Below are 17,293 nucleotides of genomic sequence, written 5' to 3' on the forward strand. Positions count from 1 at the left end.
CAAGACAGTTGCTCCCACAGTAGATTTGCGGTGATTCTTCAAAAACCGCTTTCCCTCACCAGGATCGACAGTGCGTCGGTGAACAATTCGGCAACCGGGCTGACGCGGGTGCCCTCGATCGAGACTTTCCCCAGGCGCATCATCATTTGGCTGGGCGGGGTGTCGAGGTTGATTCGGACCCGGTAAAGCGCGTCTCGCACCTGCAGGCTGCTGTCCGGTTTGCCCGAGACGGCGATCGGGCCGCCGTAGGCGGTGCTCAGCATGAGATGAGGGACATTCTGGGTGCGTGAATCGTCAATGCTGACGACCTGGCCTTCAAGCGCTTTGCCGCCGCCACCTTCGGCCTGGAACCGCGCGCGGGCGCCGACGCTCAGACGGGCAAGATCCTGCTGGCGAACGAAGGCTTCGACCGTCCAGCTGTCAGGATTGACCAGGACCCCCAGCGGCTGGTTGGGCTTGACCCAGACGCCAGGCTGCACGGCAGGGTCGATGTCCGTGAGTATGCCGGCCATCGGCGCGCGCAGGGTCAGGCGCTCCAGTTCAGCGGACTGCGCCGCCGATTCGGCTTGTTGGCGGCTGAGCTGGCTGGCTATCGAGGCATATTTCTGTCCGCCATCGACCGCCCCGGTCAACCCGTTCAACTGGGCTCGCAGCGCCAGTGCCGCCTTGCGCGACCGTTCGGCCTTGTCCCGTATCTGCGGCGAGTCGAGCACCGCCAGCACCGCGCCGGCTTCAACACTTTGCCCCGCAGCGGGCATCTCCATCAGCCTCGAAGGCAAGGGACTGTAGAGGGTGTATTGCACCTCCGCATGCAGCCATGCCGGTGCTTGCACCTGGGTATTCAACGGCAGCGCAGCGAGAAGCCCCAGCGCGCCGAGGCCGAGCAACAGCAAGCGGCCACGGCGCACGGGCGTTTCCGCTCGGCGGTGCCACCAGACCTTCAATTCACGCTGGATAGGCATTATCACAAACCAGGAAATCTCAACCAGAAACAGAAAGATGCCGAGTGCCTTGAAGAACAGGTAATACACGGCGACGGCAATCCCGAGAAACACCACCAGGCGATAGATCCGGGTGATCACGGCGAAGGCAATCAGAAAATGACGCAGCCGCGGCGCCAGCACTTCCGGGTCCGGCTCGTCCCAGGACAACAGGCGTCGGCGCATCCAGGCTTGCGCCAATGCCCCTGAACGTTCATGCAGGTTGGGCAGGTCAAGCCAGTCGGACAGCAAGAAGTAGCCGTCAAAGCGCATGAACGGACTGGCATTGAGGGCCAGCGAAATCATCCAGCTGGTGGTGGCGAGAAAGAACAGCGCGCTTTTGAGCATCGGGTTCTCGCAAAGGCCCCAGCCCAGCGTGGCCAGCCCCGCGATAGTCAGCTCCACGAGAATGCCGGCACCGGCGATATGGAACCGCTGGCGCCGATCGGCCAGTTTCCAGGACTCGCTGGTGTCCGTGTAGAGCACTGGCCACAACACCAGGAACGCTACCCCCATGTGCGCAACGCGCACGCCATAACGGGTCGCCGTGTAAGCATGTCCCAGTTCGTGGAGACATTTGGTCACCGCCAGGGCGATCAGGTAGCCAATCAAGCCTTCCGGCGAAAGGCTCTGCTTGAAGCTGGCGACAAAACCGTCCCATTGCTGCTCGACAAAAAACAGGCCGAACAGGATGGCGATCGCAACGCCGATGAGAAAGGTCCGGCTGAACAGCGGCGCGACCCAGGGCAGGGTTTTTTGCAGCAGGCGCTGCGGACGCCAGAGCGGCACCCGCATGAACAGATAGTTGTGAAGCAGCCATTGCCAGCCGGTGTGCTTTTGTTGCCGAGCCATTGCCTCCAGGCGTTGGCTGCCGTTGACTTCGGTGACCTGCAGCAATTGATGGTGCCTTAGGAACACCAACAACGACGCCAGTTCCGCCCGGCTGACCTGCAAGGGCGTTTGCGCCGCCAGCGCGTCGAGCAACCGGGTCGGGTTGCCCAGGGACCAGCGCGAAAGCATCTCGAATTCGAGCCAGCCGACCGTGAAGAAACGGTTGCCGACCGGGTCCTGGATCATCCAGGCCGGCGAGCCGTCGCGTTGCGTGGCCGCCGGTATCAGGCGCAGATCCTCGCGTATCGCCGGTAGCTTTTCCGGAAGCTCGACGTCCGGGTCGTCCGCCGTCAAGGCCGTGGATGGCGCCGGTAACAGGGCCGTGAGATCCCGCTCACTCACAGGCCGCTCCATTCACGCAGCGCGGCCAAGGGGCGCCGCAACACATAATAGATCAACGGTACCGGTTCACCGTACAGCTTGGCGGTGCCTTTGAGCCCAATGCGGGCCAACTGGCTGACATCCCCCTGCAACTGCCCGCGAATCCGGTAGGAGGGGACGTTGTCTGGCGACAGGGTGGCCTGGTAGCTGGTCTGGATCAGGCTGGCGCGCAGGGGCGAGAGTGGCGCCACGTGCAGGAACAGGCGGATCTCGGAGCCGGTATCCAGGTTGATGGCATTGGCCACCGGCAGCCAGACCAGCACCCCGGCGTCTTGCGGGTCGGCAAGCTGGATGATGCGTTCGCCCGTCACCACCGGCTTGCCGATCCAGTCATTGCTGTCGCCGAAAATCGCGATGCCGTCGCGTGGCGCGCGGACCACGTTGCGTTCGAGCATTTCATTGAGCCAGGCGACCTCGGCCTGCTTTTCCTGCACCTGCCCATTCAACGCGGCCAGCTCACCTTTGCTTTGGGCGCTGTCGAAGGCTTTCTGCGCCGCGAGCAGCGCTTCGGAACGCGCCACTTCCAGCGCCTGTTGCGCCACGGCCCGGCGATTGCGCAGGGTCGTGTCATCAAGGCTGAACAGCGGCTGATCTTTTTGCACCATCTGGTTGGGCTGGACCAGGAACTCATGCACCACGCCGTCCTGGGGGGCGGCTATCGCCATGGCGTTGTGGGCTTCGATTTCGGCCGGCGCCAAGGCACTGAGGCGCACCGGGAACAGAAATGCCAAGGCCACGACGCACCCCAGTCCCAGCAGACGCAGCGGGCGCCGCCGCCAGACTTGCCAGCGGGCGCCCAGTGTCGGGCGCTTGTCGGTCAGCGCCGCGAGGCAGTACGCGTAGGTCTGGCTCAACCGGGCCAGCAGCGCCAGTGCCGGTTCGTCCGGCTCGGTGTCGCAGGCGAGCAACAACATGCCTCGACGCGAATGGTCGCGACCGGGCAGTTGTATGCACAGCAGCTGCGCGGGCAGCCACTCGGCCCAGCCTTCGGCGAAGCTGTCGGGAAGCGCGCAGGCCTGCCACAGGTGCACGGCAGGGCTGGAAGCAGGGTCACCGGACGCCGCCGGCGTGTCCCAGAGATGACGGGCCAGGCGTTTGAGCCAGACGCTGAACGGCGACTCCTCTGGAAGCGTTGCCAGGCTCGAGACATTGCTCAGCACAGGTTTGCCCAGCACATCGCTGACGAAGAAGTACGCCTGGCGATAACGCACCAGTTGCCAGGTTTCGTTGACCATCACGAAACCCAGTTCTTCGGTCCTGCGTGCTTCCTGCGCGCGCTGTTCCAGATGCAACAGCACCGCGACAGGGTTCACCGGATGGGTCTGGGCATTCATTGCGGTGCTTCGAACAGCGCGGTGCCACTCATTCCCGCCAGCAGGTCGGCAGGCTGGCCCTGAATGATGCCCTCCAGTTCGATGGTCTGGCTGACCGCGTCGACCTGAGCGTTGATCGCCTTGACCTTGGCCGGATAGCGTTTGCCGGTTTCGCCCAGGTCCACCTGGAAGGTCTGGTCGGGCTTGAGCCAGGCCAGCCAGCGGGAGGGCACGTTGACCCGCATCTTCAGCGGACCGTTGCTGATCAGGTCAAGCAACGGCTGACCCAGGTTGACGCCCTGGAAGGCCTTGACCTGTACCTTGACCACGCGTCCATCAAACGGCGCGAGCACCGTGCACTGCTGTTGCTGGGCGCGGTACTGGGCCACCTGGGCGGAAGCTTTCTCCGCCGCGCTGGCCGCCAGCGAGACCTCCACCTCGCCGGCCGACTGCAGCCCTTGCAGGCGCAGTTTGGCATCGTGGGATTCACGGGCGGCACTCAGGTCGGCCTGGGCCATTTTCAGGCGGGCGGCTTGTTCGTCGCAGTCGAAGCTGACGAGCACGTCGCCCTTGCGGAACGAGGAACCGAGCGATGCATTGACTGCTCGCACCCGGCCCACCAGCTGGCTGGCCAGGGTGGTTTCCTGATCGGCCACCAACAGCACGCGGACGCCAGCGTCGGTTTCGTTCTGGGCCCAGGCTGCTGGACCCGCCACCGCCAGGCCAAGCAACGAGCCCGTCAGCATGCAAAATGGAAGGACGCGAAGACGGAGGCTCATTGGGCGGCGACCTGCTGGGGAGCTGCCTTCAACCACTCGCGCAGGTTCGGCAGTTCGGCCACCGTGGCGCCTTCGCAGAAGGCGTTCAACGAAGCCTTGTCCGGCTGGGCGCGCAGGGTGCTCTGGTAATCACTGGAACCGGCCACGCTGCCGTCGGCACGGCGCAGCGCGATGCGCCACTGACCACGACGGATGCCGTCTTGGACGTTGCCGATCTGCAACTGCATGACCAGGGTCGGGCCCGGTTGGTCAGTGTCGGCCAGCACGAAAAGATTGCGCTTGAGCGCCTGGCGAGCGACGTCGAGCATGCCGTTGGTGAGCTGAGCGTCGCCTGCGTATTCAAGACGCACTGCCAGGGGTTGCTGGGAAGGCAGCTCACCGACCGTCGTGGTGAACGCCTGTCGCTCGGACTGGCTCAGGCTCTTTTGCAGTTGCTGCGAAAGCTGCTGCAGGCTGCTGGCGTCGTTGACGTCTTCGGGCAGCACGTCCAGGCCCAGGGAGTTATAGATACGTCCGAACGCAGTCTGTGCGGTGGCATAGGCCGAGTAGCGCTGGAATTGCGCGAGCAGGGCTCGGGTTTCGGTGCGGATCACTTCGAGTTCGGAATCGGTGCGCGAGGTCAGCGAGGCGCGGGCGAACTTGGCCATGCGCTGATCGACCTGGCTCGATTGATCGGCCAGGTCGTAATCGACCAGGGCCAGCTTGTAGCGCTCGACCGAAATGCGCACTTGCGTCAATACCGCCATCGACAGGGCCAGGCGGCGAGCGTTGTCGGTCTTTTCCTGGGAGTCACTGGCTTTCTGCGTGGCCGGGATGGCCGCCAGCTTGAACAGATTGGCGCTGAGCTGCACGCCGCTGTCGACCCAGCTGTTGTTGTAGAGGTATTTGTTGGAGTCGTACTGGCTGTTGATGTTGATCCCCAGGCTTGGCAGCAAGGCCAGCAACTGGCGCCGTGCTTCGTCGGCGGAAATGCGTTTGCGGTAATCTTCTTCGCGCAGTTCAGGGCGCGCCTGCAAGGCGATTTCTTCCAGCTTGGCAATGTCGGCGGGAACCCCTGGCAACGACGGTTCACTTTCTTCAGCCAAGGTGAATTGAGTGCCCGGCGGAATGCTCATCAGTGCGGCCAGTTCGCGCTTGGCGAATTCCAGGTCCTGGCGGCGCGCATTGAGCAAGGTGGTCGCGTCCAGCAAGGCGCTCTGGTAGGCCAGCGCCTGGGCGGGTGGCAGCAAGCCCTGGATTTCGGCTTCGCGGGATTTGCCCAAGGCCACGCGTACGCGGTTCAACAGATCGTCGGCCTGGCTTTCCAGGCGCTGGGCGCCCAGGGCGCGCCAGTAGGAGGTGCGCAAGTCCTGCAGGACGGTTTGCATGACCCGCCGGCGACGCTCCTCGGCAATCAGGTACTGGTCGGCACTTTGCTTGGCCCGGTAATAGCTGACGCCAAAGTCCAGCAGGTTCCAGGAAAATTCGGCGCTGGCCAGCGTGCGATCGCGCTCGACCGAGGAAGAGGGGATCAGCGAAACGGTGTGGGTCTCGATGCCGACACTCGTACCGCCCGACTCATTGTTGCGCGAGGCATAACCGGCCGAGACCAGCATTTTGGGCAGCATGTCGTAGCGCGACACGTCATGCAGGCCGGCGGCGAGGGCGGACTCCATCAACTTCAGGCGGTAATCGAGGTTGTACTTGAGCGAGCGCGCCAACGCATCGACGAAGGTCAGCGGTCCCTTGATCGGTTCCTGGTCAGCATAGAGCTGGAGCTGGTCACCGGCCACACGCTGGTGGACCTCATCGTCTTTCAATGGCTGAGGAGCAACGGAGCAACCGGCCAGGCCGACGAGCACTGCGGTTGCGACCAGACCCGGAAGCAGCGCAGAAACAGTTTTTTTCATCAGGGGCATTTTATTACCGTTCTTATAAGGTGCGAAAAAATGTTGTCAGCCTTTGCGCTGTGGCGCGGGCGATCGATTGCCGTCACTGTACAAATGAGGCTGACGCCCAGCGGCGGCCTTGTTCACCTGGTCACTGAAGGAAGCCGCTGCCTTGGGCACACGGGACGGCTGGTGTTGCTCTACGTCAGCTACGGGTGCCTCATTGGCAGGCGGCACCAGGGCGCTGAAGTCATCGAACAGACTGTCGCCTCCGGTGAAGTACTCGCTGTCCTTGAACTTGAGTGATCGTTCCTGGTAATCGACGGTTTTCTGCGACTCCTGTACGGCCTGGGTGACATGCAGGTCCGGAACGAAGCCCAGACCGATGCCGATCGACTCCGATTGGATCTGGCCGCTGACCGCGCGGTTATAGCCAGACGAGAGCGGGTCGAGCCGCTCGGCGGCCTGGGCCTGGGAGTCCATCACCGGAAGTGTGACGAACAACCCCGGAACCATCGAGCGCTGAACGCTCAACAGATCCAGATGCCAGTCCGGATAGACGTGACGCTCGACGTCACCGCTCGGCACGTGCAGATCGGATGCGGCCTGGGAGGCCGGCGGCAGCGGGAGCACCGAGGAGTCGATGCGCAGGGCCAGTTGCGCGGTGGCGAAGCCACCGTGATCGTCGGTTATCCGGTAATTGATCGTCGGTACCGTGCCAACGTAGGTGTCGACTGGCACGAACTGATAGCTGCCGTCGCGGGCAAGCGTCAATGTGCCGACCCCGGCGATCACCACGCTGCTGCCTGCCGCATGGGTACCGGCAACGCCCGCGATGGTGAAGTCGACCACGTGAATGGCGTCGTTTTCCGGGTCACTGTCGTTGCCCAGCACCGAGCCATTGAGCGGATCGCCCTGGAGCCCGCTGTGGACGCCGTCATTCACCGCCACGGGGGGCTCGTTGATATGGATGCGGACCTGGGCGGTGTCGCTGCCGCCGTGACCATCGCTGATCTGGTAGGTGATCACCACATCGCCCGTGACCCCTGGGGCCGGGGTGAAGTCCAGGGTGCCGTCAGGGTTGATCGTGACGCTGCCGTTCGGGCTTTGCGCCTGGGTCACGGTCAGCGTGTAGCCGTCCGGATGGCTGTCGTTACCGAGCACGGTGATCGATTGAATCGGTGTATCGCGATCGGTCAGCAGCACCCCGTCGTCGGTTGCGGTCGGCCTGGCGTTGACGCGAAGGGTCAGGTCGGCGCTGTCGCTGCCGCCTGTGCCATCGCTGATGGTGTAGGTCACCACCGGTACATCGCCGTGGTAGGCCGAGGTCGGTGTGAACAGGTAGCTGCCATCGGCATTGATCTGCAAGGTGCCAACCCCGCTGATGATAGCGGTGTCGCCAGGCGTGAAGCTGCCGCTGACGCCGGCCACGGTGAACCCGCTGACACTGAGGGTGTTGCCGTCCGGGTCGGTGTCGTTGGGCAGCACATTGCCGCTGGCTGGATTGCCTTGTTGAACAGTTTGCAGGCCGTCGTCCACCGCAACAGGTGGGGCGTTGACGCGAAGGGTCAGGTCGGCGCTGTCCGTGCCACCTGTGCCATCGCTGATGGTGTAGGTCACCACCGGTACATTGCCGTGGTAAGTCGGGGCCGGCGTGAACAGGTAGCTGCCGTCGGCGTTGAGGGTCAAGGTGCCGACGCCGCTGATCGTCGCGGTGTCGCCAGGGTTGAAGCTGCCGCTGACACCGGCGACGGTGAACCCGCTGACGCTGAGGGTGTTGCCGTCCGGGTCGGTGTCGTTGGGCAGCACATTGCCGCTGGCTGGATTGCCTTGTTGGACAGTTTGCAGGCCGTCGTCCACCGCAACAGGTGGGGCGTTGACGCGAAGGGTCAGGTCGGCACTGTCGCTGCCACCGACGCCGTCTCTGATGCTGTAGGTTATTACCGGTACATCGCCGTGGTAAGTCGGGGCCGGCGTGAACAGGTAGCTGCCATCGGCATTGATCCGCAAGGTGCCGACGCCGCTGATCGTTGCGGTGTCGCCCGGGTTGAAGCTGCCGCTGACACCGGCGACGGTGAACCCGCTGACGCTGAGGGCATTGCCATCCGGGTCGCTGTCGTTGGGCAGCACGTTGCCGCTGGCCGGATCGCCTTGCTGGACGGTTTGCAAACCATCGTCCACCGCAACGGGCGGGGCATTGACGCGAATCGTCAGGTCGGCACTGTCGCTGCCACCGACGCCATCGCTGATGCCGTAGGTCACCACCGGCACATCGCCGTGGTAGGCCGAAGTCGGCGTGAACACATAGCTGCCGTCGGCGTTGAGGGTCAAGGTGCCCACGCCACTGATGGTCGCGGTGTCGCCAGGATTGAAGCTACCGCTGACACCGGCCACGGTGAACCCGCTGACGTTGAGGGTGTTGCCGTCCGGGTCGGTGTCGTTGGGCAGTACATTGCCGCTGGCCGGATTGCCTTGCTGGACGGTTTGCAGGCCGTCATCCACCGCTACGGGCGGGGCATTGACGCGAAGGGTCAGGTCGGCGTTGTCGCTGCCACCGACGCCGTCGCTGAGGGTGTAGGTCACCACCGGTACATCGCCGTGGTAGGTCGAGGTCGGCGTGAACACATAGCTGCCGTCGGCGTTGAGGATCAGGGTGCCGACGCCGCTGATCGTCGCGGTGTCGCCCGGGTTGAAGCTGCCGGCAACGCCGACAACGGTAAACCCACTGACGCTGAGGGCATTGCCTTCCGGGTCGCTGTCGTTGGGCAGCACGTTACCGCTGGCCGTATTGCCTTGTTGGACAGTTTGCAGGCCATCGTCCACCGCAACAGGCCGGGCGTTGACGCGAAGGGTCAGATCCGCACTGTCGCTGCCACCTGTGCCATCGCTGATGCTGTAGGTCACCACCGGTACATCGCCGTGGTAGCCCGAGGTCGGCGTGAACAGGTAGCTGCCGTCGGCGTTGATCCGCAAGGTGCCGACGCCGCTGATCGTCGCGGTGTCGCCAGGGTTGAAGCTGCCGCTGACACCGGCGACGGTGAACCCGCTGACGCTGAGGGTGTTGCCGTCCGGGTCGGTGTCGTTGGGCAGCACATTGCCGCTGGCTGGATTGCCTTGTTGGACAGTTTGCAGGCCGTCGTCCACCGCAACAGGAGGGGCGTTGACGCGAAGGGTCAGGTCGGCACTGTCGCTGCCACCGACGCCGTCGCTGATGCCGTAGGTCACCACCGGCACATCGCCGTGGTAGGTCGAGGTCGGTGTGAACAGGTAGCTGCCGTCGGCGTTGAGGGTCAGGGTGCCGACGCCAGTGATGGTCGCGGTGTCACCCGGGTTGAAGCTGCCAGAGACACCCGCGACGGTGAACCCGCTGACGCTGAGGGCATTGCCATCCGGGTCGCTGTCGTTGGGCAGCACGTTGCCGCTGGCCGGATCGCCTTGCTGGACGGTTTGCAAACCATCGTCCACCGCAACGGGCGGGGCATTGACGCGAATCGTCAGGTCGGCACTGTCGCTGCCACCGACGCCATCGCTGATGCTGTAGGTCACCACCGGCACATCGCCGTGGTAGGTCGAAGTCGGCGTGAACACATAGCTGCCGTCGGCGTTGAGGGTCAAGGTGCCCACGCCGCTGAGGGTCGCGGTGTCGCCGGGATTGAAGCTGCCGCTGACGCCGGCGACGGTAAACCCGCTGACGCTGAGGGTGTTGCCGTCCGGGTCGCTGTCGTTGGGCAATACATTACCGTTGGCCGGATCGCCTTGCTGGACGGTTTGCAGGCCATCGTCCACGGCAACCGGTACGGTATTGAGGTGGATGGTGGTCGAGCGGGTTACCGCCTTCTGCCCCTCGGCACCCTGGTCCTGGCCGCTGCCGGCGGTGCCGCTGTCCGTAGTATTCGGGTTCTGATCATCAAGCACGAAATCGACATGCACGTCGGCACTGGCGGACGCCGAAGGGTCGGTGTTGCGGTAGGTCACCGCGCCCATGACCTTGCCGACCACCGAGCTGTCGGCATCGGCGTTGAAGGTGACCTGCAGGGTGCCCGAGGCATTGCTGAGCGTGCCGACGGTCACGCCATCGACAATCAGGTCACTGCCGTTGATCTGCACGCCGACCGCATCATCGTTGACGTTACTGTCGAACAGGCCAAAGACGTCGTTGGCGTTGCTGCCACCCTGGCGGCCGATGGTGAGGGTCGCGCCCATCCACTTGTCCGGGCTCACGTCCAGTTCCGGATCAGCGACCGTCACGTTGCCGTCGCTGTCGAGGCGAACCGGGTTGCCACCCTTGGTCACGGTCTGGGCCGCGCTCAGGCCTGAGGCGCCCGGCGCGTCGTTGACCGGGGTCACGGTCACGTTGATGGTCCGGGTGGTGATCAATTCGGCACTGGTGCCGTCAGCGTAGCCGTAGTCGCCGGGGTTCTGGCTGGCATCGTTGGTGTCGCCGCTCAGGACGCCGGGGCGCTGACCGATACTGCCACCGTCGTTGACGGTGACTGTGACGGTGAAGTTGCCGGTGTAATCCGCGCCTGCCGGAGCGCCTGCACCGGTTGGGTAAGTAATGGTCAGGGCTTGCAAGCGCGCATTGACCTGGGCTTCGGTGGCCCCGGTGAGGGTGATCGTATCGCTGCCCAGGCCACCGAGGGTGCCGCCGCTGCCGCCCACGGCCGAGATCACGCCCTGGCTGACGTGAACGGTGGCGGAAAAGGTACTGGCGCCGTTGGCGTCCGGATCGCTCGCCGAGAAACCGCCGACGCTGCCGGTCAGGTTCAAGGTCGCCGAGCCTTCCCTGACCGTGACATCGCTGGCGGTGATTACGGTCGGATCGTTGATGCTGGAGACGAAGAGGGTGCGCGTGTTGCTCGCCATGTTGAGCGGCAGCGAGCCGGGCAGCGCGGCGTAGGGATCGATAACGGTGGTGGGTGCGCTGACCACCGTGGCGCCCGACGGGTTCAAACCACCGTTGGCCAGGCCCGCGGGGTCCAGTGTGCCGGTCGTCACGTCACGCATGCGGTCGTCGGCGATCACCTGGACTTTGTAGCTGGTGTCCGTGTTGGCCAGACTGCCGCTGAGCGTGACCTGCAAGCCGGCGAGGTAGGCGTTCACATTGGCCCGGGTGCCGCGGATGACCAGGGCACTGCCAGTGCCGGTGTGTGTGTCGTCGACCTCGAACGTGGTGTGGTCTTCGGTTGGCGAACTGGTCGAGCCGAGCAGGATATCGGCATAGGCCGCCTGGTTCAGCGGGACGCCGCCAGCGTTGGTCAGGCGCACGGTGACCTGGATGAAATCCTGTTCGGGGGAGGTTGCCTCACCCGCGGGCGCCGTAATGCCGCCGCCGTCGCTGTAGTCCGGATCCGAGACAGAGAAGCCCGGGACGGCCACCGCTACGCCCCCCTGGCCGACGGCCAGGTTGCCGCTGCCAGCCGCTACGGTCGGCGCGTCATTGGTGGCTTGCAGCGTAATCGCCAGTACGGCGGTTTGAGACACGGGCGCAACGCTGCCGCTGCCGGTATCGCCGCCGATGGCGGCGGCACCTTCGTTGATTTGCACACTGAGGGTGACATCGCCAGCCGCCCCGCCGTTATAGTCATGGTTGGCATTGGTCGCGCCGGTGTACTTCAGGCCGTTGCTGGCATCGTTGAGCAGCGACTGGATATCGTCGGCACGCCCGACCAGCGTCACGCTGTTGCTGTTATCGCCGCTGATGGTCACCGTACGACCGGAGACGGTGATGGACGTTTGTGCCCCGGCCCCGGCAATGCCCAATACCCCTTGGCCCGATGGAACGCTGACGGTCACGGAGACCGGGACATCAAGCGCGGTGGATTCAGTGTCGACCACCGTGATGCCCGTAATTGCGGTCTGACGGTCTTCGTTGATCAGTTGCGATGCCGGGATCGTTACGCCGGGGGCGTCGTTGACGGTGGAGACGCGAATCAACACGCTGCCTTGGGCGAGGTTGAGGTCGGTGTTGGCGACGCTGTCGGCGTAGCCGTTGAACTCTACTGCGGAAATCGGTTGACCGGCGCCACCCGGAGCCGCCGCCTGGTTTAGCGAGCCGCCATTGGCGCCGGACGTCAGGCTGCCGCCGGCGTCTCGCAACCGGTCATCGACCACGACCTGGATGCGGTACTGATGATCCTCATTGCTGGGATCATTGACGCTGGCGGTGAGGGTGGCCAGGGCGGCGTTGACTTGGGCTCGGGTGCCGCGCAGCACCAGGTAGTCGCCGTTACCGTCTTTGTCGCCATCGCGAGTCGCGCCGCCAGCAAGGCCGACCGAGAGCGTGACGCCTGCATACTCACCGGCGGTGAAGGCCGTGCCGTCAGCCTGGGTCAAGCGCACGATGACTTGCACCGCGTCCGGGGTATCGGAGCTGCCGCCCAGAACGTCCGGGTCACCCACCACGAAGCCACCGACCTGATTATTGCTGGCCGTGGTGCTGTCGATGTTGACGGGACTGCTGGGGCTGGTCACCGTCGGTTTGTCGTTGGTCGGCAGGATTTCGATGTTGTAGGTCGAGGCCGTGGCGGCGTTGCCCTGGGCGAACGATCCGCTGTCGTTCGCGCTGAAATCGCCATCGCTGACGATATAGGAGAAGGCGTCGGTGCTGGTTTCGCTGCCGTCATGCTGGTAAGTGACGCGACCGGCGTCCAGGTCGGCCTGGGTGAATACCGAGCCAAGTCCGAGCACGCCGCCATCGAGCAGCAACTTACCGTTCTGGGGGATTGCCGTGAGTCGGTACTGGCGCTGGACGCTGGAGTTGTCATCGTCGCGGTAGACCAGATGCGCACCCGCCACCGGGCCGTTCACAGACCCCGAGCCATCGGCATTGGCATAGCCGCTGGCACCGCCGATGACGGCGGATTGTCCTTCACGGATGGCACCGGCCTCGCCATCGATCAATTGGGATTTTGAACTCAGTTCAGGCGCGTCGTTGACCGGTGAAATGGTCACCGGCACGACCAGCGCTACGCCTGTACTCGATTGATTGGTGCCAGCCCCGACGGCGACGCCCTGGTCATCGACCGGCACGACGGTGAAGCTGTCGGTGAAGTGCTCGCTGCCATCATGGACATACTTGAGATCGCCCGCGGCCAACTGCGCGGCGGAGATGGTCTGGTTCAACGTGACGGACACGCCATTGAGGGTCAAGGTGCCGAACTGCGGCAGCGCAGTGATTTGCAGCACCACGTCGTTGGTCGTGGCGTATTGGGTGCCGCCGCTGGCATCGCCTTGCCTGTCGGAATCGGCGACCACGATGTTGCTGCCGGTGATGGTCACGGTGCCGCCTTCGGCGGTAAATACCCGGCCACCGGTGACGGCGGTGGGTGTGTCATTTTTCGGCACGATGCTGAGGCTGAAGCTCTCGGTCGCGGTGGTCAGCGTGCCGTCGGACACCGAGAACTGGAAGCTGTCGACGAAGCGCTCATTGCCGCTGTGCTGGAACGTCACCCGACCATTGTCGACATCGTCCTGGGTGAACGTGCCAAAGGCACCGATCGCGACGCCATTGACCCGCAACGTCCCGCTGCCCGGGGTGACCAGCACCCGGTAGGTGAGACCGTCGGCGGCGGTGAAGTCATCGCTGGCACTCAGGTCGGCAGCGGTGAGGGTGTACGTACCGGCTTCATCCAGCGTGGCGGTCTTGTCGCCGCCAACGATGGGCATGGTGTTGGCCGGCGGGTCCGCGGGGATCGCGCCAGGCAGGGTCGCCGTCTCGGGCGGGACGTTGACGCTGAACGTATTGACCGTCAGCGCACTGCTGGCGTCTTCGGTGTCATAGATGCCGCCGTCGCGCGAGCTCGGATAGAGGCGAACGCCGCCGTCCTTGACCGTGAAACTGATGCTGTCGGTTCGCGCCGTGCCCGTATAGGCACGCACGTGATACACCACGTTCCCGGCGTTGACATCGGCCTGGGTAAATTTCGACCCGGCCACCAGCAAGCCGCCGTTGAGCGTGAAGTAGCCGATATTCCTGTCGGGCACAGCGGTGAGCGTGTAGCTCAGGCTGGATGAGAACGAGTCGCTGTCGGTGACCTGCAACATCCCACTGGTGACGACTCGGGTCATCTCGCCGGGGGCCAGGTTCTGGGTAATGCTGTGGTCCAGCACCGGATCGTCGTTGTTGGGCAGGATGGTCAGGTTGACAGCCAGCGTTGATGTTTTCGGTGTGCCGGTACCGCCGCCGTCGTCGGTAACCTTGAGATTGAAACTGTCCGTGGTGCCCGTTGCGCTGGGCTCGGTGCCGTTGTGGCTGTAGGTCAGCTTGCTCAAGTCAGTGATGACGAACGCGGTGCTGGTGATTTCCACGCCGTTGTAGAACAGCGTGCCGCGGGTCGGCAGGGTGTCCAGCGAGTAACTGTAGTCGACCCCCGGAGCCTGGTCCGGATCGCTGATCTGAACAGACCCGCGGGGTGTGCCGATGGGCGTGATCAGGTTGCCATTGTCGGTCAGGCTGACATTTTGTTCGCCTTCGATAACGGTGATGGTCCCGCTCGATGTGGGCGCCTGATCGACCGGGTTGATGTGGACCTGCACAACCTGGTCGTGCAGGACGCCACCGGCGCCGTCATCGATGGTGATGGTGAAGTTGTCCATGAGCCCGGCAGGGTTGGTCACCTGGTCGCCGTTATGGCGATAACTCAGGTTGGCGAGTTGGTCGACGGAAAAACTCGAGCCGATGCCCAGTTCCTTGCCGTTGAGCAGCAACGTGCCGTCGCCGGCTAATGAAGTGAGTTTGACGATGACCTGCTGCTGCACGTTGTCGACGTCGCTCAGGCCCAGGTTGCTCTGGTTGAAGCCTTTACCGTCCGCGGAGTTGGTGGCCGCGGAGAAGCTTGCCGAGCCGCCTTCGTCCACTTGCAGGGCCGGGCCGCTGCCGCTGATCACCGGCGTGTCGTTGACCGGGGTGACGTTGATGGCGATGGTCTTGCTGGTAATGCTGGTGCCGTCGTCGCTGTTGAGCGTAAACGAGGCGGCGCCATTGAAGTTCTGGTCGCCGGTGAATGACATGCCATTCAGGGCGGCATTGATGTCTGCCAGAGAGCCGCTGAAACTGATATTCGCACCACCGTTGCCGGTCAACCCCGTCAGGCCGCTGGTACTGGCCAGCGTCAATGTGCCGTGGCTGGCGTTCAAGGTGATGTGCTGCGTGGCGGTGTCGTCGCTGACACTGATTCCACTGATCGCAACGTGGGCATCTTCGGCGCCACTGCGCGGCACGATCGCGGTATCGGCGATGACCGCTGCCGCGCCGTCAAACAGCATCCGTTGCTCGAGGGCCAACAACCTGTTGCGCGACACGGGGGACACATCGGTACGGGATTGATTGCGTTTCAACGGTTCGGCCCTGAAGTTGTTGTAATGGATGTTATGCGGCAACGGGTGACGAGATGTTTGCTGCTGTATCGGGCGCTCAGGAAAGCCCTTGAGCTGTGTTTCTCTTTTGTGTTGATTCGGTGTGTTGGATGGCGACTTCTGAGCGGTCCATGTATATGGTCTGATGTCAGAGTGCCGGCACTGTACGGCTGCTAGGTTATACCGTGATTGCGTAGCGCCATCAATGCCCGGTTGAAGACAGCGTCGCCTGTTTCATTCAGCTAAAACGCGAGAGCGAAAGTTCGCCCATAGTCCAAGGTTCAAACGTTTTCCGCCGGTCACCGCGTGCCCGCGTTTCGTCAGGATCGCCGGGGGCGCCATTCCCGACCGAGACCCGAAGGCGCCCAAGGCCACCTTAGCGGCAGGTCCGAAAAAACGCCCTGATGTCTTCAGCCAGCAGCTGTGGTTGTTCCAGCGCGGCGAAGTGACCGCCTCGGGGCATCATGGTCCAGCGCTCTACGTTATAGCAGCGCTGCACCCAGCTTCTTGGCGGCATGGGCAGCTCCCTGGGAAACACGGCGACCCCGACTGGGGGCTTGACCCGTTCCCCGTTGAGGAATTGCAGCGGGCGTTTGCTGCCCGCCACATATTGAAGGAACGATGAGCCGATACAGTTCGTCAGCCAGTAGAGCGTCGCGTTGGTCAGCAGCCAGTCATGATCAATGGCGGGACTGCCGTCGACGCCAATATCGCACCACGACAGGGTGTTTTCGCCCATCCACGCCAACAGCCCGGCCGGCGAGTCATTCAGTCCCACGGCCAGGCTTTGCGGTTTGGTGCGCTGGACGTGCGCATAAGCACCTTCGGCATCGCCGAACTGGGCGGCCCGCTGCAGGAAAAGCCGTTCCTCTTCGGTTTGCGGCCCCGCGGTTTCGTCCAGGGGAGGGCGGTAGGAACCGGGAATGTAATTGAGGTGAATCCCAGTCACATGCTCTGGAAACCGCACACCCAGCCAGGTCGATACCCCGGCGCCCAGGTCCCCGCCTTGCGCACCAAAGCGTTCATAGCCCAACCCGCTCATCAACGCGCGCCACACTCCGGCAACTTCATAAGGGCCCATGCCCGATTGCGTGAACGGCGCGGAAAAGGTGTAGCCGGGCAACGACGGCACCACCACATGAAACGCGTCCGTCGGATCGCCGCCATGACTGGCCGGGTCGGTCAGCAGCGGGATGATGCGCTGCATCTCGATGAACGAGCCCGGCCACCCGTGGGTGAGGATCAGCGGCATCGGATTCGGCCCGACCCCCCGTTGATGAAGGAAATGCACCCTTTGCCCGGCGATGTCGGCAGTGAATTGCGGCAGGCGATTGAGTTCGGCCTCCCGGGCACGCCAGTCGAATGCGCCGGACCAATAGGCTATAAGGTCGCGGAGCACCTCCATGTTCATGCCTTCGCTCCACCCTTGCCCCGTCAGCGGGGCTGTCAGCCGGGTGCTAAGCAGGCGATGACGCAAGTCTTGCAGCGCGCTGTCGGGGATGTCGATGCAGAACGGTTCGATGAGCATGTCCAGGCCGTGGATGGTTGTCTGATAAAGGGCTGCCCGCAGGCTCGGTCCTAGTCGGGGTTATACCGAAAACGGTTCAGTTCGGACGAAGCGTTTCATAAGGCGGCCATAAGCGTCTAATATTAATCAGATGACATCCCTGCGTACGGCCTTGTAGCCCCCTTCAGCACCCCGCGCATTGCTCAGGAACCACTCG

The 17,293-nt window shown here is 63.8% G+C and carries 6 protein-coding genes; all 6 read right to left on the minus strand.

Annotated elements, in window-relative coordinates:
• Positions 1–38: 38 nt before the first annotated feature.
• Positions 39–2,213 (minus strand): HlyD family efflux transporter periplasmic adaptor subunit, encoded by a 2,175-nt coding sequence (locus J7E36_RS25400; RefSeq protein ID WP_215002953.1) that lies wholly within the window; start codon positions 2,211–2,213, stop codon positions 39–41.
• A complete protein-coding gene (locus J7E36_RS11630; protein ID WP_215002955.1) occupies positions 2,210–3,586 on the minus strand; it encodes an efflux RND transporter periplasmic adaptor subunit in 1,377 nt (458 codons plus the stop codon). Before J7E36_RS11630 ends, J7E36_RS25400 begins: the two co-directional genes overlap by 4 nt.
• Positions 3,583–4,344, minus strand: coding sequence for an efflux RND transporter periplasmic adaptor subunit (locus tag J7E36_RS11635; RefSeq protein WP_215002957.1), 762 nt, complete (start codon positions 4,342–4,344; stop codon positions 3,583–3,585). Before J7E36_RS11635 ends, J7E36_RS11630 begins: the two co-directional genes overlap by 4 nt.
• A complete protein-coding gene (locus J7E36_RS11640; protein WP_215002960.1) occupies positions 4,341–6,233 on the minus strand; it encodes a TolC family protein in 1,893 nt (630 codons plus the stop codon). Before J7E36_RS11640 ends, J7E36_RS11635 begins: the two co-directional genes overlap by 4 nt.
• A 45-nt stretch (positions 6,234–6,278) precedes the next feature.
• Complete coding sequence (locus J7E36_RS11645) at positions 6,279–15,551, minus strand: Ig-like domain-containing protein (protein WP_215002962.1); 9,273 nt, start codon at positions 15,549–15,551, stop codon at positions 6,279–6,281.
• 394 nt (positions 15,552–15,945) lie between these two features.
• Positions 15,946–17,097 carry an epoxide hydrolase family protein gene (locus J7E36_RS11650; protein ID WP_215002964.1) on the minus strand — a complete coding sequence of 384 codons (1,152 nt, stop codon included), beginning with the start codon at positions 17,095–17,097 and terminating at the stop codon, positions 15,946–15,948.
• Positions 17,098–17,293 lie beyond the last annotated feature (196 nt).

It is taken from the genome of Pseudomonas fluorescens (genome assembly GCF_018614775.1).
Lineage (GTDB): Bacteria > Pseudomonadota > Gammaproteobacteria > Pseudomonadales > Pseudomonadaceae > Aquipseudomonas > Aquipseudomonas fluorescens_BY.